The 23,000-nt window shown below is 41.3% G+C and carries 23 protein-coding genes; 12 read left to right on the forward strand and 11 right to left on the reverse strand.

Features of this window, described 5'->3' with window-relative positions:
• Positions 1-72 precede the first annotated feature (72 nt).
• From OU792_RS16105 to OU792_RS16130, 6 genes are all read left to right on the forward strand, one after another.
• On the forward strand, positions 73-651 hold the full coding sequence (locus tag OU792_RS16105) for a DUF4136 domain-containing protein (protein ID WP_134201250.1): 579 nt from the start codon (positions 73-75) through the stop codon (positions 649-651).
• A 165-nt stretch (positions 652-816) separates the two neighbouring features.
• Complete coding sequence (locus OU792_RS16110) at positions 817-1,173, forward strand: response regulator (protein ID WP_100627055.1); 357 nt, start codon at positions 817-819, stop codon at positions 1,171-1,173.
• A 113-nt stretch (positions 1,174-1,286) separates the two neighbouring features.
• Positions 1,287-1,769, forward strand: coding sequence for a hypothetical protein (locus OU792_RS16115; RefSeq protein ID WP_026945722.1), 483 nt, complete (start codon positions 1,287-1,289; stop codon positions 1,767-1,769).
• 52 nt (positions 1,770-1,821) lie between these two features.
• Entirely contained in the window at positions 1,822-2,013 is a 192-nt protein-coding gene (locus OU792_RS16120) for a hypothetical protein (RefSeq protein WP_026945723.1), read from the forward strand.
• Positions 2,014-2,096: 83 nt separating this feature from the next.
• On the forward strand, positions 2,097-2,237 hold the full coding sequence (locus OU792_RS16125; protein WP_208325287.1) for a hypothetical protein: 141 nt from the start codon (positions 2,097-2,099) through the stop codon (positions 2,235-2,237).
• A 34-nt stretch (positions 2,238-2,271) separates the two neighbouring features.
• The gene (locus tag OU792_RS16130) at positions 2,272-2,712 is read left to right on the forward strand and encodes a DUF6526 family protein (protein WP_274670710.1); all 441 of its coding nucleotides are present in this window, start codon (positions 2,272-2,274) and stop codon (positions 2,710-2,712) included.
• Here the strand turns inward: OU792_RS16130 and OU792_RS16135 are convergent.
• The 3 genes from OU792_RS16135 to OU792_RS16145 form a co-directional block, all read right to left on the reverse strand.
• Positions 2,709-3,806 carry a glycerate kinase family protein gene (locus OU792_RS16135; protein WP_274670711.1) on the reverse strand — a complete coding sequence of 366 codons (1,098 nt, stop codon included), beginning with the start codon at positions 3,804-3,806 and terminating at the stop codon, positions 2,709-2,711. The two genes, OU792_RS16130 and OU792_RS16135, sit on opposite strands and share 4 nt — an antisense overlap.
• Positions 3,803-5,155 (reverse strand): alanine/glycine:cation symporter family protein, encoded by a 1,353-nt coding sequence (locus OU792_RS16140; RefSeq protein ID WP_274670712.1) that lies wholly within the window; start codon positions 5,153-5,155, stop codon positions 3,803-3,805. The genes OU792_RS16135 and OU792_RS16140 overlap by 4 nt, the downstream gene beginning before the upstream one ends.
• A gap of 136 nt (positions 5,156-5,291) precedes the next feature.
• Complete coding sequence (locus OU792_RS16145; RefSeq protein WP_274670713.1) at positions 5,292-6,902, reverse strand: beta-N-acetylhexosaminidase; 1,611 nt, start codon at positions 6,900-6,902, stop codon at positions 5,292-5,294.
• Positions 6,903-7,124: 222 nt separating this feature from the next.
• On the opposite strand from OU792_RS16145, the gene OU792_RS16150 reads away from it, so the two are divergent.
• Positions 7,125-8,585, forward strand: coding sequence for a Gfo/Idh/MocA family protein (locus tag OU792_RS16150; protein WP_274670714.1), 1,461 nt, complete (start codon positions 7,125-7,127; stop codon positions 8,583-8,585).
• 34 nt (positions 8,586-8,619) lie between these two features.
• Here the strand turns inward: OU792_RS16150 and OU792_RS16155 are convergent, their stop codons facing one another.
• The 5 genes from OU792_RS16155 to OU792_RS16175 all read right to left on the reverse strand — a co-directional run bounded on the left by OU792_RS16155 (position 8,620) and on the right by OU792_RS16175 (position 13,602).
• Positions 8,620-10,245 carry an OmpA family protein gene (locus tag OU792_RS16155; RefSeq protein WP_274670715.1) on the reverse strand — a complete coding sequence of 542 codons (1,626 nt, stop codon included), beginning with the start codon at positions 10,243-10,245 and terminating at the stop codon, positions 8,620-8,622.
• A 4-nt stretch (positions 10,246-10,249) separates the two neighbouring features.
• Positions 10,250-11,221, reverse strand: a complete 972-nt coding sequence (locus tag OU792_RS16160; protein WP_026945731.1) for a deoxyhypusine synthase family protein — start codon at positions 11,219-11,221, stop codon at positions 10,250-10,252.
• A gap of 91 nt (positions 11,222-11,312) precedes the next feature.
• A complete protein-coding gene (locus tag OU792_RS16165; RefSeq protein WP_274670716.1) occupies positions 11,313-11,909 on the reverse strand; it encodes an OmpH family outer membrane protein in 597 nt (198 codons plus the stop codon).
• A 174-nt stretch (positions 11,910-12,083) separates the two neighbouring features.
• Positions 12,084-12,986, reverse strand: coding sequence for a histone deacetylase family protein (locus OU792_RS16170; RefSeq protein WP_274670717.1), 903 nt, complete (start codon positions 12,984-12,986; stop codon positions 12,084-12,086).
• A gap of 55 nt (positions 12,987-13,041) precedes the next feature.
• Complete coding sequence (locus OU792_RS16175) at positions 13,042-13,602, reverse strand: hypothetical protein (RefSeq protein ID WP_026945734.1); 561 nt, start codon at positions 13,600-13,602, stop codon at positions 13,042-13,044.
• Between the two features lie 77 nt (positions 13,603-13,679).
• On the opposite strand from OU792_RS16175, the gene OU792_RS16180 reads away from it, so the two are divergent.
• Positions 13,680-14,126 carry an AlbA family DNA-binding domain-containing protein gene (locus tag OU792_RS16180; RefSeq protein WP_274670718.1) on the forward strand — a complete coding sequence of 149 codons (447 nt, stop codon included), beginning with the start codon at positions 13,680-13,682 and terminating at the stop codon, positions 14,124-14,126.
• Here OU792_RS16180 and OU792_RS16185 read toward each other — a convergent pair.
• Positions 14,115-14,480 (reverse strand): phage holin family protein, encoded by a 366-nt coding sequence (locus OU792_RS16185; protein WP_274670719.1) that lies wholly within the window; start codon positions 14,478-14,480, stop codon positions 14,115-14,117. The two genes, OU792_RS16180 and OU792_RS16185, sit on opposite strands and share 12 nt — an antisense overlap.
• Positions 14,481-14,604: 124 nt before the next feature.
• Here OU792_RS16185 and OU792_RS16190 point away from each other — a divergent pair, with 124 nt between their 5' ends.
• Both OU792_RS16190 and OU792_RS16195 read left to right on the forward strand, forming a co-directional pair.
• Positions 14,605-15,354 (forward strand): acyl-CoA desaturase, encoded by a 750-nt coding sequence (locus OU792_RS16190; protein ID WP_026945736.1) that lies wholly within the window; start codon positions 14,605-14,607, stop codon positions 15,352-15,354.
• A gap of 162 nt (positions 15,355-15,516) precedes the next feature.
• Positions 15,517-15,846 carry a BlaI/MecI/CopY family transcriptional regulator gene (locus OU792_RS16195; RefSeq protein WP_026945737.1) on the forward strand — a complete coding sequence of 110 codons (330 nt, stop codon included), beginning with the start codon at positions 15,517-15,519 and terminating at the stop codon, positions 15,844-15,846.
• Positions 15,847-15,908: 62 nt separating this feature from the next.
• Here the strand turns inward: OU792_RS16195 and OU792_RS16200 are convergent, their stop codons facing one another.
• The gene (locus OU792_RS16200) at positions 15,909-19,139 is read right to left on the reverse strand and encodes a S41 family peptidase (protein WP_274670720.1); all 3,231 of its coding nucleotides are present in this window, start codon (positions 19,137-19,139) and stop codon (positions 15,909-15,911) included.
• A gap of 154 nt (positions 19,140-19,293) precedes the next feature.
• Between OU792_RS16200 and tyrS the strand changes: the two genes are divergently transcribed.
• Entirely contained in the window at positions 19,294-20,589 is a 1,296-nt protein-coding gene (gene tyrS, locus OU792_RS16205; RefSeq protein WP_274670721.1) for a tyrosine--tRNA ligase, read from the forward strand.
• Between the two features lie 128 nt (positions 20,590-20,717).
• Positions 20,718-21,413, forward strand: coding sequence for a TetR/AcrR family transcriptional regulator (locus tag OU792_RS16210; protein ID WP_274670722.1), 696 nt, complete (start codon positions 20,718-20,720; stop codon positions 21,411-21,413).
• A 91-nt stretch (positions 21,414-21,504) separates the two neighbouring features.
• On the opposite strand, the gene OU792_RS16215 is transcribed toward OU792_RS16210, so the two are convergent.
• Positions 21,505-22,998, reverse strand: coding sequence for a peptide MFS transporter (locus OU792_RS16215; RefSeq protein ID WP_446698914.1), 1,494 nt, complete (start codon positions 22,996-22,998; stop codon positions 21,505-21,507).
• Positions 22,999-23,000 lie beyond the last annotated feature (2 nt).

Genomic DNA, 23,000 nt, shown 5'->3' on the forward strand with positions numbered 1-23,000 from the left:
AGACTCATTATTGCGGCTGTCTACCCATACGTGCAACATCACGAATAGTCATAAATGTAAAAATACTCTGAAATGCTTAAAGGAAAATTTTCAATTGGTTGGACTATCTTTTTGATGGTGGTCATACAATCGTGTAGTAGCATAGAAATTTTTAAAGAGAACACGGAGCTTCCCTTATCAGCAAAATACAATTCCTTCGTGATCGTCAATGCTGAGGTGAATATGAATGGCTTTTCAGCCCAGTTTTTAGATGCAAAAGTCCAGGACAAAATCAGAGAGTCTCTCGAAAGTCAAGGTCTTACCTACGATCGGGTCAAACCTGACCTTGTCATTCGGTATGCATCAAATGAAGACTTAAGACAGCGCGAAATAAACAGCTTCAACAACCCTTACCAATTTTGGGGAATGCGAGTTTGGGATCCTTGGATGTTCAATCCTTATTTACCATATGATGACCCGCCCCGAACAGACAACTATGAGCTACTTCAGGTCATTGTTGATTTTATAGATCCGGAAAAAGACAAATTTTTAATGACTCTGACTGGTGTGACAGAGGTAAACAGTCCAAAGTACAAAGAGAAAAAAGTTTTAAAAACCACTGAAAAAGTTGTTGAACGCTTTATTTCAGAGATTGATTTCTTAGAGAATTAGAAAATAGTTACATCAATTATTGAGATACTCCTACTCTTTCATTGGAAGGGTGTGAAGATTCACTAAAAATTACAAAGTTATTTGGCCGGTTATTTGCTATTTGAGCAGAAGATTGTAATTTTGTATTATAATTATTGTAATTCAGCACCCCGATTTTGCATTTTAATGCTAACTATTGTTCTCATAGACGACGATCCTATCAGCACATTTGTGACTGAAAAGCTTATTTCCAAGAATGTAAGCCAGGCTTGTCAGTTTTTCAAATATCAAAGTGCAAAAGAAGCTCTTCAGGAAATATCGAGCATTAAGCCCCATTACCTTTTTTTAGATCTGAATATGCCTGAGATGAACGGCTGGGATTTTCTTGATCGGTTCAACCCTAGCGATACAGAAGCGGAAATTTACATTTTAAGCAGTTCTGTAGATGAGCGCGACATCAATAAAGCCAGTCAATATCAATTTGTAAAAGACTACCTATCTAAGCCGCTGGTGAAAAAGTACATTCAAAATATCTTCAATTAAAATTGATAAATTCCCGGATGGGAATTTTTTTTGGCTTTTTAGAAAATCTTTTTGAGAGATCGGAACATTCGTTTTCAGGATTGGTTTTATTTTTATCAAAACAAGCAAAAACTATGAGACCAATTCAACCCGAATTAATTGGAGCAATCGAGCGGACGGCCAAGAAACTTAAAGATGGAGGGTCAAGCTATCAATGGGGACACATGGGCGCATGCAACTGCGGAAATCTTGCTCAGGAACTTACACCTTTTTCAAAAGCAGAAATTCACAGATATGCAATGGAGCGCTCCGGTGATTGGAATGATCAAATATTAGAGTTTTGCCCTACAAGCGGTTATCCTATCGATCTTGTTATTCAGCGAATGTTGGATTTTGGATTGACCTTAGATGATCTCGGACATCTAGAGAGACTTTCTGCGCCAGAAGTACTGGAGCGTATTCCATTCGAAAGAAAGCAGTCGCTTAGTCAAAACAAGCGCGAAGATGTGGTATTCTATCTTGAAACTTGGGCAAGGGTACTTCGTGAAAAATGGGAAAAACAACAGTCATCCGAAATTTTGGAAAGAGTTGAAAAAAATTCAATTCCGGTGTATTGAGCAATTTGTTTTTTTAATTTATTTGCATCGTTTTCACTTAAACCACAATCTTATGGAAGATTTCGAAGATGATTTTGATGAATTGGATGACTTCGATTCTGATGATGATTTTGACTCCGAATTTGAAGACGAGTACGATCTAGATGAAGAATCCGAGTTTGTCGATGACAACATCATGGACTTTGATGAAGAAGAAGATGATTTTGACGAAGAAGAGGACGAAGACTTCGACGACGAATTTTAAATGACAAGGCCCAAGAACTTGTTGGTATTTTGGGCCTGGTCCTTTATCTTCGAACCTTGAATTAAACAACAAATATCAAGCTCATGATTCTATTGGATATCTTCAGTTCACCTATTGCCTCCGGCGCTCAGCTATTCTTACTGATTGTTGTGATTTTGATCGGATTAGGCGCGGGTCTTTCAGCAATGGATGCACGTAAAACCTTCTCAAAGGGTAAAAAATAATCTTAACAAAAGGGCTTCTGCCCTTTTTTTATTTATGGACAAAAAACAAGATTACTCGAATCACGCACGGTATTTTCCGTTCCATCATTTTTTCTTAGCACCCCTATCCTTAGCTTTTTTTATTTGGACACTAATCGATTTAGATTTTTCAAGTTCTAAAGCGATTGCAGAAAGCATTAAATCCCTGATTTTAGCCATCATGATTCTGTCACTTCCCATGTTGTCCAGGATCTATGCGCTCAAAAACCAAAATCGGATCATTTTTGCGGAAATGAGAGCTCGCTATGCAGAACTTACCGGCAAGGCATTTCGGGAAAAAGAGGAAAAACTTAAAGGAGGTCAAATAATTGCCCTACGATTTGCCAGCGATGAAGAATTGCTTCCTCTGATTGAAGAGACAATCGAAAAAAACTACAGCCCGAAAGAAATCAAAATGAAAATCAAGAATTGGAAAGGTGACTATCAGAGAGTCTAAATAGTCAATTTCTTTTCTAAGGTAAGCTTCAGATTTTCAGCTGCTTTTTTCTTATAGTCTATTTGAGAAAAATCTAATTCAGGTAATTTCATAACAGATTCAAATCCAAAACCTTGATCATCATTACCTGAAGTAATAAGGTAGCATGGCTTTTGGTACTTCTTGCATATCTGTAGCAGTTCAAAACACCCTTTTCCTTCTTTAGATTGTTGATCAAACCTACCTTCTCCTGTCAAAACGACATCGCTTGACTGAACCTCTTTTTCCATGGCTACCTGATCAAAAAAATAGGAAGCTCCAAATTTGATTTCGGTTGAGAAAAATGCATTTAATCCCAATGCAATTCCTCCAGCCGCACCAAATCCTGGACAATCCACAAATAGCTTTTTTGCTTTTTGATAGAGAAGCTGTATGATACGATTTGCATCTTCTGAAAAGGAGTCCATTTGATCCGAGCTAAGGCCTTTTTGAGGTCCAAATACAGGAATCGCTCCAGTGGCTCCAAAAAAAGTATTTCTGACATCACAGAGACAGGTAAAGGTAAGTTTTGAAAGCTTTGGGTTAGACTGCACGTAAGCCAACTTTTTCAACAAATGATCTGAGAAGGGAACGATCTCCTTTCCCAAGGAATCTAAAAACACAAATCCCAAAGCCTGTAGGATTCCCAGTCCTAAATCTATACTAGCGCTTCCTCCAAGGCCAAGAATCACGTGCTCTGCACCCATTTCAACACCTTTTTGGATCAATTCACCTGTTCCGAAGGTAGAAGCCACACGGGGATTTAATTCAGAACTATCAAGCAAACCAATTCCACTGACAGTAGAAACGTCCAAGTAGATAGTTTTGGATTGAAAGTCATAGCCAAAGGAACCAAAAGCAGGTCTTCCAAATGAATCTAGCGACCAAGCACTTATTTTTTCTAACTCCAAATACTCGGTCAAAAGCTCACAGGTACCATCTCCCCCATCTGCGATCGGTATCTTCTTGACCTGTGAATTTGGATACTTACTAGCTACAGTTTGCCCGATAATCTCAGCAGCATCACTTGCAGAGATTGTTCCTTTAAAGGCGTTCGGAGCAATTAAGACTTTCATTTTAAAGCATTCATCCGCTCAAAATAATCCTTATAAGCGGCCTTGACTTTTGGTGCTAAATAAATGGTCGAAATCATCGTAGGAATTGCCATGATCGCATACATTCCATCTACTAGGCTAATCACCACTTCGAGAGAAGCCACTGCTCCAGCCACAATGGTGATCAAATAGAAATAATTGTAGAAATCTGCTCTTTTTGCTCCAAAAAGGTAATTGAAGCATTTGTGCCCGTAATAGGAGTAGGTAAACATGGTAGATAGCGCAAAGATCAACACGGCTGCCATCAGAAGATATTTACCGATACCTGGTAAAGCTGACTCAAAAGCATTCAATGTCAATCTCACTCCATCCGCTTCGGTAGTCTGCCAAACCCCAGTCAGCATGATCACAAGGGCCGTCAAGGTACAAACCACAATGGTATCAATAAATGGTCCCAGCATCGCAATCAAACCTTCCCGAATCGGCTCTCTATTTTTAGAGGCGCCATGGACCATCGGAGCCGTACCAATTCCGGCCTCGTTAGAGAAAGCTGCTCTTCTTGCTCCCGTAATGATCACCGCTCCTACCACGCCTCCGGCTGCAGCCTTTCCAGTAAATGCATCAGAAATAATCAACCAGAGCATTTCAGGCACATCCACAAAATTCTTTCCCACAATTATCAAAACGGTAACAAAATAAAGTGCTACCATAAATGGCACTAGTCGGGATGCTACAGCTGCTATTCGTTTGATGCCTCCCAAAACAACAAAAGCAACCAAAACCATCATGGTGATGCCGATAATCCACCGAACGGTCTCTGTGGATTCGATACCTGCAGGCTCCAGCATTACTGCTCTGAAAACCGCCGAAAGTTGATTGGCTTGAAATATGGCTAACAACCCAATCACTCCTGCCACTGAGAAAATGATGGATAGAAATTTGAATTTTTTGCCCATCCCCTCTTCGATGACGTACATGGGCCCTCCTTGAACTGTCCCAGCGGAATCTTTCCCTCGAAACATGATAGCCAAAGAGCAACTGTAATACTTGGTAGCCATTCCAACGAATGCAGAAATCCACATCCAGAAAATAGCTCCTGGACCTCCCATATTGATGGCGATAGCCACTCCACTGATATTTCCGAGTCCTACAGTTGCCGCAATAGCAGCAGACAATGCCTGAAAAGAAGTAATCTGTCCCGGAGCAAGATCATCATCGTATTTCCCTCTAAGTAGACTGATTGCATGCCCTATTTTTCGAAAGGGAACAAATCCAGAATGGAATAAAAGAATGAGTCCGCCCCCCATCAATAAAACGAGCATCGGCGTACCCCAAATCCAATTCGCAAATGAAACAATAATGTCTCCCATAGTTCAACTTCTTTTTGATGTGTATTCTAAATAAGCTACCATATTACCTCCAAATTCGTCAAAAATCAAAGATTTGAGAGAGGCATATAAAGAAAATCCCAGCTGAGATAGCTGGGATTTTTAGTATTTCGCCTGATTACCAAGCTACTTTGGGGGATTTATAAAATTGAATTCCTTGAGCCTCCCAACTTTCACCCAGTTGAGCAACGCGACTTTTAAAACTTTCCCAATCTCTCGATGAGCCGGGAGACCAAGCTACTTCAGCTAATGCCGCCAGTCTCGGAAAAGTTAAATATTCAATATCGGCTCTGTCCTCGACCGTCTCCGTCCAGAGTGGTGCCTCGACGCCTAAAACATCAGATTTCTTAATATTTGGAGAATAGTTGGCAGGATCCCAGAGGTATGCAGAATCCAACTCGATGTATGCTGCCCAATGCAAACCAATGCGGCTTGTTGAATCATATTGCATATCGAGATAGGCTTTCTTAGCGGGCGACATTAAAATCTGATTTCCCTGTCCTACAGCTAGGGCAGCATTATCCTCCATCGCCCAAAACTGTGCAATGTTTCCAGGTAAAAGATTGGCAGTAGCCACCTCATCCCATCCAATACTTATCTTCCCGTGCTTCTGAACGATATCCTGGACTCTTTCAACAAATTTGATGTAGTCTTCCTTTCGAGTTACGTGAGACTCATCTCCACCGATATGAAAATAAGGCCCCGGGGTGATTTCAGAGAGTTCCCTGACTACATCGTCTACGAGCTGATAGGTTAATTCCAAATCAGTATCGAAAGTACTGAAACCCACTTCCATCCCTGTGTACAGTTCAGCAGGCTGACGAATAATCATTTTAGAGTTAAAATCAATTTCAGATCCTTTCAGAGGATTATTCACCGTACTCAAATCGCCATCTGGCAAATTGATTCCGGGATTCAATTCTCCATAAGCAGCCAAGGCAGCATTTGTATGTCCGGGCATATCAATTTCCGGGACTATGGTAATAAATCGCTCTTGCGCGTAGCGAACGATTTCTTTGTAATCTTCTTGTGTGAAAAAACCTCCTTCTCCACCTCCTACTTCAGTCTTTCCTCCTATCTCTGTCAGCTTTGGCCAAGATTTGATCTCAATTCGCCAACCTTGATCGTCGGTCAAGTGAAGATGCAGGTAGTTCAATTTTAATCTCGCCATTTGATCGATGTAATGCTTTACATCCTCCATCCCAATGAAATGTCTGGCTACATCTAGCATGGAGCCTCTATAGGGGTACTCAGGATCATCTTGGATGTTTCCTGCTGGAGCTATCCAGGCTACATTTTGTACGCTGTTCGCTAAAATTTGACTTGGGAAGGCTTGGAGCAAGGTTTGAATGCCATAAAATATTCCAGCGGGTGAGTCAGCAGTAATCTTCGCCTGACTTGAGCTTATTTCTAATTCATAAGACTCATCATCCAAAGCTCCGCCAAATAATTCCAATACGATTTGACCTTCTCCATCACCCACTTCCAACTCAAAACCAGTTGCCGATTTGATGCTTTGATTAAAATATCGGGCTAATGGTTCTAAACTTGCCTGATCTCCAATAAGCTGAATGGATGCTCCTGAGGCGAGTTCAAAGGAACCATTGGAACTACTGACCGATTTGGGGAGAGGAATCAAACCTCTCTCATCCAGTGAGGGGCCTTTCGGTCCGCAAGAGAACACCAAAGCGGTCAAAAAGAGTACGATAATTGACTTTTGATAGGTCATAGTGTCTGATTTGTTTGGTTAAACTTAATTTAAATTTTTTCAAATGTCCGATCCTTTATAAAATTTCTTTCCAAAACCCTCAAATGAGATTTCAACAGTAATGGCTGAAAAAATAACTCAACCACTCAGCCTTCCGAAATCGAATAATCTCAAAATTTTCGAAGGAAAAAGCGATTATTTTAAATATTTTGAAACCTGAAATTCAATAGAAAATAAAATAATATGAAGGAAAACAAAAACGGCTCGGATACTTCAAGGAGGAATTTTATAAAAAGCTCAGCTTTGGCGCTTTCAGGATTTTATATTGTTCCACGGCATGTTTTGGGGGGTCAGGGTTTTGTTGCCCCAAGTGATAAACTTCGGGTGGCAGGTATTGGTGTTGGAGGAATGGGCTTTAATGACGTAAGTGGAGTCTTCAGAAGTGGTAAAGCCGATATCGTGGCACTTTGTGATGTCGATGACACTCGGGCTAAACGAAGCCGGGATGCACATCCTAAAGCAGCATATTACAAAGATTACCGAAAAATGCTCGAAACTGAGCAAGACAACATTGATGCAGTGACCGTATCTACTCCCGATCACATGCATGCTGTGCAGGCGATGATGGCTATGAAAATGGGAAAGCATGTTTACGTTCAAAAACCCCTAAGCCATGATATCTATGAAGCAAGAATGCTTACAGAGGCTGCAGAGAAATATAAAGTAGTCACCCAAATGGGAAATCAAGGTTCCTCAGGTGATGGTGTACGCAAAATGGTGGAATGGTACAATGCAGGACTTATCGGAGAAGCGACGAAGGTCTACTCTTGGACCAATAGACCAGTTTGGCCACAAGGAATTCCCTGGCCGAGTGAAGGAGTGACTCCACCGGCTGATTTAGACTGGGATTTATGGCTAGGTACTGCCCCTTACCGGGATTATGTGGGAAATCTAGTTCCATTCAATTGGCGAGGATGGTGGGATTATGGAACAGGAGCCTTAGGAGATATGGCTTGCCACATCATGGAACCTCCTTTCAGGGTCTTAGGTCTTGGGTATCCAAAATCTGCTGAATGCTCTGTGGGTTCTGTTTATGTAGGAGAATTCCAACGTGGATATTTCCCTGATAGTTGCCCTCCTTCTTCACACATCACCCTTCGCTTTGATATGCGAGGTGGAAAAGAACTGGAATTTCACTGGATGGATGGCGGCATTCAGCCTACAAGACCTGCAGAACTCGAGCCTAACGAAATCATGGGCGATGGAGGAAATGGAGTAATCATCGAAGGTACTGCCGGAAAAATGATGTGTGCAACCTACGGTCGAGATCCCAAACTCCTACCAACCTCTAAGAATCAGTATATCAATGTCCCAGAAACCGAGTATCGTGTACCTGGCGGGGACAGTGGTCACTACAACAACTGGGTAGAGGCTTGTATTGCTGGCTTTGGATCAGAGGAGTATAAAAAGTTGAGTTCGCCTTTCAGTGTGGCAGGACCACTTACTGAATCAGTACTGATGGGAAATCTTGCCATTAGAAGCTACGACTATCGCGTCCCTAGACCAAATGGAAATGCCAATCAGTTCGACTATCCAGGCAGAGGAATCAAATTGGTATGGGATGGACCAAATATGAAAATCACCAATTTCGATCCAGCCAACCAGTTTGTCAGAAGAAATTATCGAGAAGGTTATAGCTTATAATCACAAAAAAAGCGGTCCAATTAGGACCGCTTTTTTAATCTTCAATTGTCAATTCTACACGACGATTTTTACTTCTTCCAGCCTCTGTTGCATTAGAGGCTATTGGTCTGGTGCCGCCCCATCCAGAGATACGTAATCTCTCAAAGTCTACACCTTGATCAACCAAATAATCCCTTACAGCTCCAGCTCGATCTAGAGAAAGGGCTTTGTTTAATCCAGGATCACCCGCACTATCTGTATGACCACTTATCCGAATCTTCAAATCTGGGTTTTCACTCAAAAAGCCTACAATCTGATCTAAGAAGTCAAAAGTATCTCCCTCTTCCAGATCTGCAGTCCCTCGTTTGAAATTGACTTTGTCCAATAGCAAACTGTTGCCAGTTTCTGCTTTCGTCATCAAAATCACATTGGGTTCTTTTGTCTTTAATTCAGACAAAGAAATCGAGGTAGGGAAAAATTGAGCAGCTTCAAACCGAAGAAGTTGAACGCCTGAGGCTTTGAGATCGCTTATTTTTTGATTTTGTGCAGGAATTTCCTTCCACTCCTCGCCGCTTTTGGCCATTAGACGGAAGTTTTCCACCCGAATCTTATTCTTCTGATCAATCACCAACCATCTCACTGGCTCTTCCTCCATTTCAACCGACTTTTCCATTAGCTTCACTTCAGGCATTCCAACAGCACTAGAAGGGTAAAGTGGTGCTAATTCCGTCACCGTGGTCACATTTTCAGATTGGTTTTGCTGTGAAACGGCAACTGTCTCAGGTGCCTTAAATTCATTTGGGATTTCTAGTGGAGTAATTTCCTCATAGGTAACCAAATCTGCGAATCCATCACTGTTTTGGGTGGTAGTCCAAACCACCTCCGTAGGCGAAATAAACGTAACGGCACTTTCTGAGCCAGGGCTGCTCAATTGAACCCATTTCTGTGCAGCACTCCATTCAGTAAGATCTTCCGAAAGTACTTTTGCAATGAAAATATCCTTCCCTTGAGCCCCTAATTGAAGATTTGAAGAAAAATAAAGCAGTCCTGAACTAGGGTCAAAATAGGGTGAAGTTTCTTGACCAGGTGTATTTATGGCAGATCCAAGGCTTTTTGGTGCTGCCCATTGAACAGGACCAAGCTTTTCGCTCACATAAATGTCTTCATTTCCACGGCTATCAGAGCGATTTCCTGATAGAAAAATATACTTTCCACCCTTCGAAACTGATCCAGTGATAGCGCCTTGGAATTTTTCGATTTCAGGCATGGATACCTGACGTAAAAAATTCCATTCCTGACCGAATTTGGAATATTGAAACACCCCAAAACGATCTGAGCCTGAATGAAAGACCAACAGTGTCAAAATATCCTCCAAGCCTAAGGCCAAATCATATCCTGCGGTGCTTAAGTCTTTCCGATGAATAGCCTCTGACCATTCACCTTCAGGAGTTTTTTTGGTCATCCAAATATCTCCCGGATCATTGATTCCCCCTACATTCTGAAAATGATTAGCGCGGGTAAAGAGCAAAACGCCATCCCCTATCCAAACCGGATTCATGTCATCTTGGGGCGTATTTGCCCCTGACAGATTTTTGATTTGTTGAGAAAATACCGAGAGAGAAACAAAAAAGGCAAGCAGAAATAAGCTGCCTGCCCGAAAATTAAACTGAGGTTTATACATTTTATTATTGGTCGAGTACGATCGCAAAGACTAGCGGAGCTACTATGGTAGCATCTGACTCAATGATAAATTTTGGTGTATCAAGTCCTAGCTTACCCCAAGTGATTTTCTCATTTGGAACTGCGCCGGAATATGATCCATAAGATGTAGTCGAATCAGATATCTGACAGAAGTATCCCCAAAGTGGTACATTATCACGCTGCAAGTCTTGATGAAGCATAGGCACCACGCAGATAGGAAAGTCTCCTGCAATTCCCCCGCCAATTTGGAAAAATCCAACCTTACTGTCTTCGGTAGCATTTTCTGTATACCATTCTGCCAAAAACATCATATACTCAATCCCACTTCTGACAGTGTGAACGTTTTTGACATCTCCAGCGATCACATGTCCTGCAAACATATTGCCGAGTGTGGAATCCTCCCATCCCGGGACGATAATAGGAAGGTTCTTTTTAGCAGCTTCCAATAGCCAGGAGTTTTTGGGATCAATCTGAAAAGAATCATCCAGTTTACCAGAAAGCAAGATTTTATAAAAGAACTCATGAGGGAAATAGGCCTCTCCAGCTTGATCAGCTTTCATCCATTCCTCCAAAATAACATCTTCAATCCGACGCATGGCTTCCATCTCCGGAATACAAGTATCTGTCACACGGTTCATGTGTCGATCCAAAAGATCTTGCTCTTGCTCAGGAGACAAGTCCCGGTAGTTTGGAATACGCTCATAATAGTCATGAGCAACTAAGTTGAAAACATCTTCCTCTAGGTTGGCTCCGGTACAGGTAATGATTTGTACTTTGTCCTGTCGAATCATCTCAGCCAGAGAAATCCCCAGCTCAGCTGTAGACATGGCTCCGGCCAGGGTGACCATCATTTTCCCGCCTTCATCCAAATGTGTTTTATAACCTTCGGCTGCATCGATGAGTGCCGCAGCATTGAAATGCCGATAATGATGCTTCAAAAATTCGGTGATCTTCATAATTTCGATTTTTTAACTTGAGCTGTAAAATTACCCAAATTCAAACATAAAAAAACCCGGACTAGCCGGGTTTCCATAGATTCGATATTATTTATTGCGCAGCAGGCTTTTCGCTAGCAAACTCTTGGTTGAGTCCTTCTACTACCTTATCTGTCAGATCTAGGGCATCTTTACCATACCAAACAGCCCCACCACGAGTGTAGCTAAGGATAAGGTCTAGATCATTTTCTTCTGCATATTTTTTCAAATAAGCCTGAACCTTATCGTAAACCTCACTGTAGAGGGTACTTTCGTCACCAGCTAATTCTTGCATCAGGTTGTCACGATAAGTCATCAGATTCTGCTCTTTCTTCACAAGCTCCTCTTGCTTTGCTCGCTGCTGATTAGGAGTCATATTTCCACCAGTTTGCTGGAAATTAGCAACTTCTTGCTCGAAACCTCTTGCTCGACCTTGTAAATCAGATTCAAACTTCTTTCCTTTTTCCTGAAGCTCTGCAGACTTTGTCTTGAAGTACTCATACTTATTGATCACACTATCAGTCAAAACGAAAGCCACTTTCAGGTCAGAAAATTCTACAGAAGATTCACTTTGAGTAGTAGTTTCTGCTGCTTGTTCAGTTTTTGGCTGACAGGATAGCATTATTGCAAATGCAGAAACCAGGGAAAATAGGGGTAATACTTTTTTCATTTTATTGAGAATTAATTTAGGCTCTTTGAAATTGGAGGAATAAGCGCATTTCAAAGGTCGCTCACTGCTTACCAAATTCAAGGTGGATTTTACATGCTTGACAAGGGCGCAAATATAAAGAAAGAATTGACTTGACAAGCCCTGTAATCGAACTGTGTCCTTAAAATATCCTAATCAAAAATACATTTCCTGCGCCAATCGGTAGACTTGGGCATGCGCATCAATTATTTGACTGATTTTAGGACTATAACCTCCCCCCATGCAGCACATGATTGGTAGGTTATTCATTTTTGCTACAGAAAGTACCTTCCGATCTCTTTCATAGACTCCTTGAATGCTCATTCCCAATCGCCCCAATTTGTCAGAAGAAAGCACATCAACCCCGCATTGATAAATCAAAAAATCAGGTTGAAAGTCATCAATCAACTTTTTTAAGTTTTTGTCCAAGATAGAAAGGTATTCCTCATCAGCAGTGCCATCTGCTAATTCAATATCCAAGTCAGACTTTTCTTTTCGATGTGGGTAGTTCTTGGCTCCATGCATACTGAATGTGTACACTCGAGGCTCATTTCTAAAAATAGCAGCAGTCCCATTGCCCTGATGTACGTCCAGATCAATGACCAAAACTCTCTTAGCCTTTTGCGAATTTAAGAGGTGAAAGCTTGTCAGAGCAATATCATTCAATAGGCAGAAGCCTTCTCCTCGATCCCGAAATGCATGATGTGTCCCTCCTGCAATATTTAAAGCAATTCCATGCTCAATTGCAAATTCAGCAGCTTGCACCGAGCCTCCAGCAATTAGAATTTCACGCTTTACTAAGGCCTCACTCAATGGAAATCCCGTGGCTCGCTCCTCAGATCGGCTTAGGCTGAGGTTTTTTAGCTTTTCCCAATAAGAAATATCATGGGCTTGGCCGATAAGCAATTCATCGACTACTTCTGGCTTAAAAAAATTACTTTCGGTGACCGTCCCTTCATAGAGCAATTGCTCAGGCAGCAATTCGTATTTCTCCATCGGAAAACGGTGTCCGGGAGGTAAAGGATGGCAATATTCGGGTGACCAGGCTATTTTGAGCATAAAAAAAACGCTTGCATTTTAACAAGCGTCCATTGAAAGTGTTTTAATCAGTAAATCAGACGTCTTCTTCTTCTGACTGAAAGGAGTAAAGAGTCTCATCCAGTGAAATTGTGTCTTCGTTGTATTCTAGAATAAACTTCCGGATACTTGAATCGTCGATATGTTCCACATTAAGAGCTGCATCCAATCCAATCCCGAAATCATGATTGGTATCAATATCGATGAATTCCTGAACCTTGACAGTTTCTTCTTCTTCGATCTCCATGATCATTTCGGTAATAAACCAACCAATCTCCTCTTCCTCACTGGATAGAGGCAATAAATTTCCATTTTCATCTTCTTCGTAGCGAATTCCGTTGAAATTAGGAAACTTCTTCGCAGCCTCATGTTCGGCAAGCTCATAGACCTCACTGGCATGATGAAGTCTCAAAGTGTAAAGTGCCGCATCATAGATGACCTCTTTGCCTTCATACATTCCGATAAAGTAAAAATTCACATACTCATCGGAATTTTCGGCATCTTCAACTAGTTGATAGGGTTTACCAATACTTTTGAGTTTAGCTTTTAGTTTGGCGATTTCTTCTGGTGAAAATCCTGGGTTATTCTGAGGATTCATGTTAAAACAAAATTAGAGTCAAAGTGGAAAGTTAACTTTCTAGATTGAAATAAAAAGAAAATAGAAAAATTTTATCAATGGATAAAGCCAAAATCGAAAAGTTTGACGAGGATTCGATGAACTATATTCTAAAATCAAAGGAAAACCAGTCATTTGATCGGAAACAAAAGATCACCTCAAAAAAGAAAATCGCGAAGACTATTGCTGCCTTTGCCAATACTAATGGAGGAGAGATAGTGGTCGGTATCTCTGATCAAAATCAAGTTATCGGGATAGATCCAGAGGAGGAAATCTACATGATCGAATCGGCCAATGAATTGCATTGTCATCCAAAAGCCGAGTTGTCATTCAAAAAGTTAAGCTATGTAGATAATGATCCAAGTCCTTATGAATCAGCTGATAAACTGTTGCTTTTGGTCCAAGTAGAAAAAGCTCCTTCGCCGGGAGTCCTTTGGAGGGAAAGTGAAAACTCTGAAGAGAAATTTTACATCAGACAGGGAGACCGAAGCATCTCAATCTCTTGAGTCCATGTTGTTTCCAAATAGCGAATTGATTATACTCAGGACGATTGCAAAAAGCAATGCCCACCAAAATCCATCTACTGAAAATCCTGGAATGATGTAGTCAGCAATAAGGATTGCAAAGGCATTGATTACCAATAAAAATAATCCTAAAGAGATAATGGTAAGAGGTAAAGTCAAAACGATCATCAAGGGCTTGATGGTTATATTGATTAGAATCAATAACCCTGCAAGCAAGAAACCTGTTGTCCAAGTATCGATATATACGCCAGGAATAAAAAATTCTGCAATTAGAACCGAGATTCCTCCGATCAGTATTTTCACTAAGAAATTTGGAGCTTTACTTTCTCTGGGCATGGTTTCAAAAGATTGGTTGGGCATAAAAACTAATATCGAAAAATATTTGAGTAATCTGGAAATTCGAATTCAGATATTCAAAATTCATGGGTTATATTTGTTCAGTATTAATTAATAGTTTATTGTGATTATCATTATTTTCTTCCTCCTTCACTGGTATTTCTCTCTATTCTGCCAAAGTTTCTTCCTTCACAGATACGCAGCTCACCAAATGTTCGAAATGAACAAGTTTTGGGAACGTTTCTTCTACATCTTCACTTGGATGTGGCAAGGTAGCTCTTACCTCTCTCCTAGAGCCTATGCGGTGCTTCACAGAATGCACCATGCTTACAGTGATACGCCAAAAGATCCTCACTCCCCACATCATACCGAAAACCTTTTCACCATGATGTGGAAAACCAAAAATATCTACAATGAGTATTTTTCTTTCCGACTCAAGCCTGAAGAAAGATTTTCAAAAGATATTCCCGATTGGTTGACCTTTGACAAGTTTGCAGATAATATGGGCGTTCGAGTAGCTTGGGGTCTATTGTACGTATTGATCTACGTACTTTGTATTACAGTCTTTGAACTTCCCGGAACTCATTGGTGGATGTACTTCTTATTGCCAATTCACTTCTTGATGGGACCTGTGCATGGTGCTATTGTAAACTGGAGCGGTCACAAGTATGGTTATTCTAACTTTGATAACAATGATAAGTCTAAAAATAGTCTATTACTTGATGTTTTGATGCTCGGAGAGCTTTTCCAAAACAACCATCACAAATTACCAAATCGTCCAAACTTTGCAGTGAAGTGGTATGAGTTTGATCCGACCTATCCAATTGTAAAACTATTGCACGCATCGAAGATTATTAAACTTCGAACAGTATAAAAAACGAAAGGGACAAAAAATTGTCCCTTTTTTATTTTACTGACCTTCAGTACTTTAAAAATTTTTCAACTAAATAGTAATACTAATTTTTGTATTTTTCTTGGATTTAAGAAACTAAACGAATAATTTACCTTCGATTTAAAACTTAACACCAAAAAACTTATGAAACCATTAACCAGAGCGGAAGAGGAGATTATGCAAATCCTCTGGGATATCGAGCGAGGATTCGTGAAAGATATTCTTCTTCCAATGCCAGAGCCAAAGCCGGCTTACAACACTGTATCGACTATCGTCAGAATCCTTGAAAGAAAAGGATTTGTAAGTCACAAATCTTATGGCAAAAGCCATGAGTATTTTCCAATCGTCTCTAAAGACGAGTACCGTACATTTATCATCAAGCGTATGCTTGAGGGATACTTCGATAGTTCATTCGCAAAGCTCAACAAATTCTTCAAAGGAGAAGAGTCTTTGAACAACAAGAACTATCAATAAGATACGGCGAAATTTTGGGTAAGCATTTAAAAAAGGCTGTCAGAATTATCTGACAGCCTTTTTTATTGAACGTCTTTCAAAAGCTCCTCGACCGCTTTCTCCAGTTGCTGATCGATGCCTTTGTCAATCTTTCCAGGTATATTTTTCACTTCAAATTGAGGCTTGGTTTCGTTATTCTCTAGCCATTCCCCAGCTTGGTTTTTAGCTGAAATCGGTACTACTCCCCATCTAACGCTATTTGGTAAACCTTCCCATCCGGCAAAAGAACAAGTCCCTGGAGTAGGCATACCCACGGTTTTACCGATTTCTAAATCAGTATAGCCACAGGCAAAACAATGACCATCTGAATAGTTAGCTTCGTTGAACATAGCCAAGGTCGGCTTAGTCCAGCGAGCAGTAGGCTCATACCCTACTTCCTTAGCTTCGGTTGCATAAGTTAAAAAGCGCTCTCCAGTAAAGAACATAGCCAAATCAGCTACTAAATCACCCCCACCATTAAAGCGAGTATCGACAATGACACCTTCCGTATCATGATACTTACCCATCATTTCCTCATACACATTTCTGTACGGACCGTCACTCATTCCAGGAATATGAACATATCCCAACTTACCACCGCTTAGTTCAGCTACTTCTTCTTGATTCTTCTTGACCCATCGTCTGTAAAGCAAGCCATTTTCCTCACGAAGTGATATCGGCTTGATAGTCAGCTGCTGTGCATTTTGTCCATTGGCATCGGTCAATTCAATCAATGTGAACTTATCAGCTTTGCGGTTTAGTAGCTTCGCAAAATCCATATCAGCTGAAATAGCGATCCCATCAATAGATCGAATGATCATTCCGGCATCCACATTTAGATCGGCTTTGTCCAAAGGACCTCCAGAAATGACCTCTGTGATTTTAATACCATCTCCTTCAAAGCCATAATCCCAAAACACTCCCAATGAAGCTGTTTGATCAGGCATGGAAATACTTCTTGAATACCTTGCTCCTGCATGAGAGACATTGAGCTCACCAAGCATTTCGGAAAGCATTTCAGCGAATTCATAGTTATTGCCGATATGAGGCAAATACTTTTGATAATCAATTCTTGCCTTCTCCCAATCCACTCCATGCATATCAGGAGTGTAGAAAATGCCCTGAGTTCGCTGCCATACGTGATCAAAAAGATGATCAAGCTCCGCAGTTCGGTCATAAGTCATCTCACCGCTTATTTTGATCGACTCTCGCTTCATAGAGCTAGGATTGATTTTGGAAATTGAGCCATTGCTAAGCAGGAAAAGGCTTTCTTGGTCCTTGTCCCACATGAGGTTACCATAGCTGGCATCCAGCTTCAATTCCTGTTTGGTTTCCTTGGTCCGGATATTGGTCGACCAGAGATTGTATCCTTTCTCAAATCGAGCTAGGTAATACAGTTTTTCTCCATCCTTACTCAAAACCGCGTCTCCTAAGCTACTACTATGGATAGTCAGCCTAGCCTTTCGCTCTTCAATTCCTTCCCAGTCAAAATTGAGCGGACTTATTTCTTTTTTATCCTTGCTCTTATCCTCTTTCTCAGAATCTTTCTTTTCGCCGTCTTTCTTAGCTTTTTCCAGCTCTTTCATGAGTTTAAACTCATCTTCACTCAGATTGAACTTATCCCAGGCACCTTTGTCAAAGAAAAGGGTGTAAACATCTCGCTCGCTTCTGCCAGAGGTAGCATAACTTCTTAGACCATCTCTATTGGAGAACCAAAGCATTTGCTTTCCACCATTCACCCATAAAGCACTTCCATCATCATAGCCGTTCTTGGTAAGGTTACGGAAAGGTTCTTTGCCGCTAGCATCCAAGAGCACGACCTCACCATTGACCATGGTTGGGTTGTAAGAAGCCAAAAGCCATTTACTATCTGGACTCCAGGTGAAGTACTGATCCCCATCACGCATGTGGTAGAGATCATCCGGAGAAAGCAGCATGACTTTTTCCTTTGATGCCAAATCCATGACCATAATAGATCGGCGATCCTCAACATAAGCTAATTTCTTTCCGTCGGGTGAAAGCTTGGGTAAGTAGGCGTCTACTTCCAAGTCCAACATCGGTGATTCCTTAATAAGCGTTGAGGCAAAGAAAAATGGCTCTTCGCTCCGAACTTTTTCAGCTTTAAAAATTTGCCAGCGGCCATCACGTTCACTTGAGTAAAAAATGGACTTTCCATCCGGAGCAAATTCCACAAAACGTTCTTGTTCAGCTGTTTCGGTAATTCGTTTGGTCAAGCTTCCATCCACTGCCGTCACAAACACCTCACCACGTGCAATAAAAGCTATCTCCTTTCCATCCGGTGAAAGACTCATTTCGCTTACTCCTCCGTTGATAGAAATAAAATTATCAGGATTAGCAATAGCCTGAGTTGCTAAGCTTATTTCAACTTTTTGAGGTGCTTCTCCTGCCTTCAGCGTATAAAGTTCCCCATCAAAGCTAAAGCTCATCAGCCCATCCTTAGAAATCGTCAGAAATCGAACCGGAAAATCCTTCAAATCAGTTAAAGCCTTTGGATTCGAAGGATCAGAAACCGGCATTGAAAAGACATTGAAATCTCCATTCTGCTCACTCAAGTAATAAATTTCTTCTTCATTCGGAGAGAATACAGGGTTTCTATCTTCGCCATAAAAAGTAGTCAACATCTGATGCGTGTCTGTATTCGCATCATACATCCAAATATCACGGGCAATTCCAGACTCGTGGTGCTTTCTCCATTCATTTTCGCCGCCTTTTTTATCATGATAGATCATTTTTGATCCATCTGCATTGCTCTGAACATACTCTGCAGGGATAGTCCAAATTTGATCCACTCTCCCACCCTTCACAGGTACTTGGTAGAGCTCAGGCTGGGAACCAGTAGGATATTGTCTGTGAGACGCGATATCCATTCGCTGTGCCCCAAAGATCACTCCTGAGCCGTCAGCAGTAAAATCAAAAGGCATTTCATCATTTGAATGGAAAGTGAGCCTTGATGCCGGTCCACCGGAGGCGCTCATGATGAATATGTCAAAATTACCGTAGCGATCTGATGCAAAAGCAAGCTGCTTTCCATCCTTACTCCATACGGCTTTGTAGTCATGGGCTTCGTGGAAAGTGAGTTGTTTGGCTTCACCACCGGCACTTGGCACCAAGTATAAGTCTCCTTTGTAGGTAAATACAATTTGACTACCATCGGGAGAAATAGCTGGATACCTCACCCATCTCGGATCATCTTGAGCCCAAGAGAGCTGACCAATCAATAATGCGAAAAGAACTAAAGTGAATTTCTTTATCATGAATTTGAATTTTTGAGGCTTGAAAGTAAGAAAAATTGCAATAGCATTGCAGAAAAGATATTTATTCAGAGCTTTTTGAAATTCCTGTGGTAGTTTTCTTTCCTTCCCTTAATTGATCGGCCTATATTTGCGGCTTAATTAGGAAAAGCTGCACATGAATTCATTTATAGAAGAACTACGCTGGAGAGGAATGCTCCAGGATATGACTCCGGAAATCGAAGAACACCTGAATAAAGGAATGGCTTCTGCCTACCTGGGATTTGACCCCACTGCAGATTCACTTCATATCGGGCATTTGGTAGGTGTTATGACGCTATTACACTTTCAGCGCGCAGGACATAAGCCATTTGCATTGGTCGGAGGTGCTACAGGAATGATCGGCGATCCTTCTTTCAAGTCTGCCGAGCGAAATCTTCTAGACAAAGAGACTTTGGATCACAATGTCAAGTCTATCCAAAATCAGCTGGCTAAATTCCTTGACTTCAGCAGTGACACCGGAAACAAAGCTGAACTAGTCAATAATTATGACTGGATGTCAAAATTCTCCTTTCTTGAGTTTATCAGGGATGTAGGAAAACACATCACTGTCAACTATATGATGGCAAAAGATAGTGTCAAAAGAAGACTAGAGGACGGAAATGGCCTTTCCTTCACGGAGTTTTCTTACCAGCTCATTCAAGGCTATGATTTTTACCATCTCTGGAAAAACAACAATTGCACCGTGCAGCTTGGCGGTTCGGATCAATGGGGAAATATCGTCACTGGTACAGAGCTTATCCGAAGAATGGGTGGAGGACCTGCATATGCATTGACGGTTCCTCTTATCACCAAAGCGGACGGAAGTAAGTTTGGAAAGACTGAAAGCGGTTCGGTATGGTTGGATCCAGAAAAAACATCTCCATATGCATTCTATCAGTTTTGGATGAATGTATCAGATGAAGATGCTTCCAAATACATTCGAATCTTCACCGTCTTGGACCAGAAAACAATTGAAGACCTGGAAAAAGCGCATCAAGAAGCTCCTCACCTTCGATTGCTTCAGCAAGAAATCGCTAAGCAGGTCACTACCATGGTGCATAGCGAGGAAGAATATGAGCTTGCAGTCAAAGCTTCGCAAATACTTTTTGGGAAATCCTCAACGGAAGATTTATCCAAATTAGCCGAGAGAACCTTCCTGCAGGTATTCGAAGGGGTCCCACAAGTAGAGATTTCTAAGGCTGAATTTGAACAGCTGGAGTCAAACTTGGATCTTTTTGGCGAAATGACGCAAGGGGTGATCTTTGGTTCGAAGGGTGAAGCTCGCAAACTCATCCAAGGCGGTGGCTTGAGTATCAACAAGGAAAAAATTACCGATCCCAATGGAAAGTTTGAATCGAAGCTTCTGCAGGGAAAATATCTTTTGGTCCAAAAAGGCAAAAAGAATTACTTCATCGTCAAAGTAGAAGCCTGATAGTTTGACAAAAAATGGTCAAAATTAAATTTTGGCCATTTTTTGTCTTTTTCTTTTTAAAGCCCTTCTGTTTTTTGACCCAGGTTTAATAAATTCACTTTTGAATTACATTTTAGCTCAAGCAATCCATGCCTAAAGAAAAGAATAAAGAAAAACTCATTTTGGATGCCGCCATCCGACTCTTCACTTCCAAGGGTTATCAGGCTACCAGAATGAGTGATATTTCCCAAGAGGTAGGAATGAGCAAAGGCCTCACCTACTTTTATTATAAGAATAAGGAAGACCTTTTCATGGCTTTGACCAAGAAGGCCTTTGATCAATTTAAGGATGAATTTCGGGAAGTTTATTTGAGCAAAGGAAAAACCGGAATGGAGAAAATCAGCGATTTGGTCATCCGAGTGGTAGACTTTGCCAGCAAAAATCAAATCCTCTACGATGCCATTATCAATTTTATGGATTTGGTCAAAAAGTACAATCAGGAAGAGAGCAGAAAAGAAATTGATCCGCTAATTCTAGAGAGTCAGCACTTCCAAAAGCTCCTGGAAATCCACCATGAGCCAGCCAAATTTGGGGTGATGATGGTCAGCCAGGGAATCAAGGATGGAAGTATCCGGCCTGAACTTCAGCCTGAGATCACTTTTTATACGATTTGGAGCATGATCATCGGTTTTGAAAAAATGCTCGGCCCTGTAGGTTATGATGGAAAAGAAGTAAAAATCAATCCGGAGAGTTTGCAACCTGGATTCCTGAAACTTCTTCAGGATATGCTGAAAGGAACCATACAGGCAAGCAAGCCTGCCACAGTTCAAACCAGTTTATTTTAAATAAAAGCCTATTGCAAATTTGCTAGAGACCCAAAAAATAAAAAAGGCTATCAGATCGATAGCCTTTTTCCGTTTATTCCTGTGAGTAATCTTAATGAACGTTACCCATCATTTTTCGAATCATTGGTCTCAGAATGAATAGCAAGGCCGCAGAACCAATCACTGTGTAAACGATCAACATGTACTGATCCGGCATTTGAGCCAAAGCCTCTTCGGTACCACCACTCGCCTCACCTGCAATCAATCCTGCAAAGAGGTTTCCTAGTGAAACTGACAGGAACCAAATTCCCATCATTTGACCTCCATAGCCTTTTGGAGCTAGTTTGGTTACCAAACTCAAACCAACCGGTGAAAGTGCCAGCTCACCGAATGTGTGAAGCATGTAAGTGAATATTAGCCAAGTTGGTGCTGCTAGCTCACCAGAAGCTGCGATTTTGGCGGCGAAATACATCACTAAAAAGCCCATACCCAACATGAATAAGCCAAGGGTGAATTTCATTGGAGAACTAGGCTCAAGATTTCTTCTTCCCAACCATACCCATAGACCGCCAAAGATCGGCGCGAAAATGATAATGAACATGGAATTGATCGATTGGAAATAACCTGTTGGAATCTCAAAACCAAGAACCGAACGATCTGTAAATCGCTCTGCGAAAAGATTCAAGGTAGACCCAGCCTGTTCGAAGCCTGACCAAAACATCGCAGAGAATAAAAATAGAATAGCAATTACCCCGACTTTATTTCTATCAGACTTGTCTAATCCTCCAAACAGGATCACATAGCCCAGATATGCAAAAGCAACCAAGGCAATGATAGTACCTGATGCCCCGGCAATAGCTACCACATCGATAGGAACGATGCCAGTAAACAAAATTCCTATCAGTCCAACCAAGACTATCCCTATCCAGGTAACTGCTGATTTCAATTTATTTTGCTTGGCCTGCTCAAAGTCATCTGACACAATAGGCGCATCCCCATATCCTTCTAGAGAGCTACCTGTCAATTTGTATTGAATCAATCCTAGCACCATCCCAAATCCAGCTAAACCAAAACCAAGGTGCCAATCGTATTCGGCTAAAGTGCTACAAGCAATTGGAGCAATCAGAGCACCAAGGTTGATTCCCATGTAAAAGATTGAAAATCCTGCATCTCGCTTCGAGCTTCCTTCTGGATAAAGCTGGCCTACGATCGAACTGATATTAGGTTTTAAAAGTCCAGTACCAAAGACGATAAGAATGAGTCCAAGAAAGAATGAAGTGGTATCCAGTGTATTTAATGCCGTTTTAGAAGCATAATCACCCGATGAAAAGATGCCGGGTAGAGCCATCGTAAAGTGCCCCATGGCAATGATGATACCACCGTACCAGACTGATTTTTTTAGACCGAAAAGCCTATCAGCCAGCCAACCCCCGGGAAGTGCCAAAAGATAGACTCCCATAGTATAAAGTCCGTAGATAGCTCCTGATGTTTTGTCATCGAAACCAAGGCCCCCTTCGGTGATGGCAGCTGTCATAAAAAGGATAAGCAAAGCCCGCATTCCGTAGTAGCTAAATCGCTCCCACATTTCAGTAAAGAAGAGCGTCATCA

This window comes from Algoriphagus sp. NF (genome assembly GCF_028823735.1).
GTDB classification, from domain to species: domain Bacteria; phylum Bacteroidota; class Bacteroidia; order Cytophagales; family Cyclobacteriaceae; genus Algoriphagus; species Algoriphagus marincola.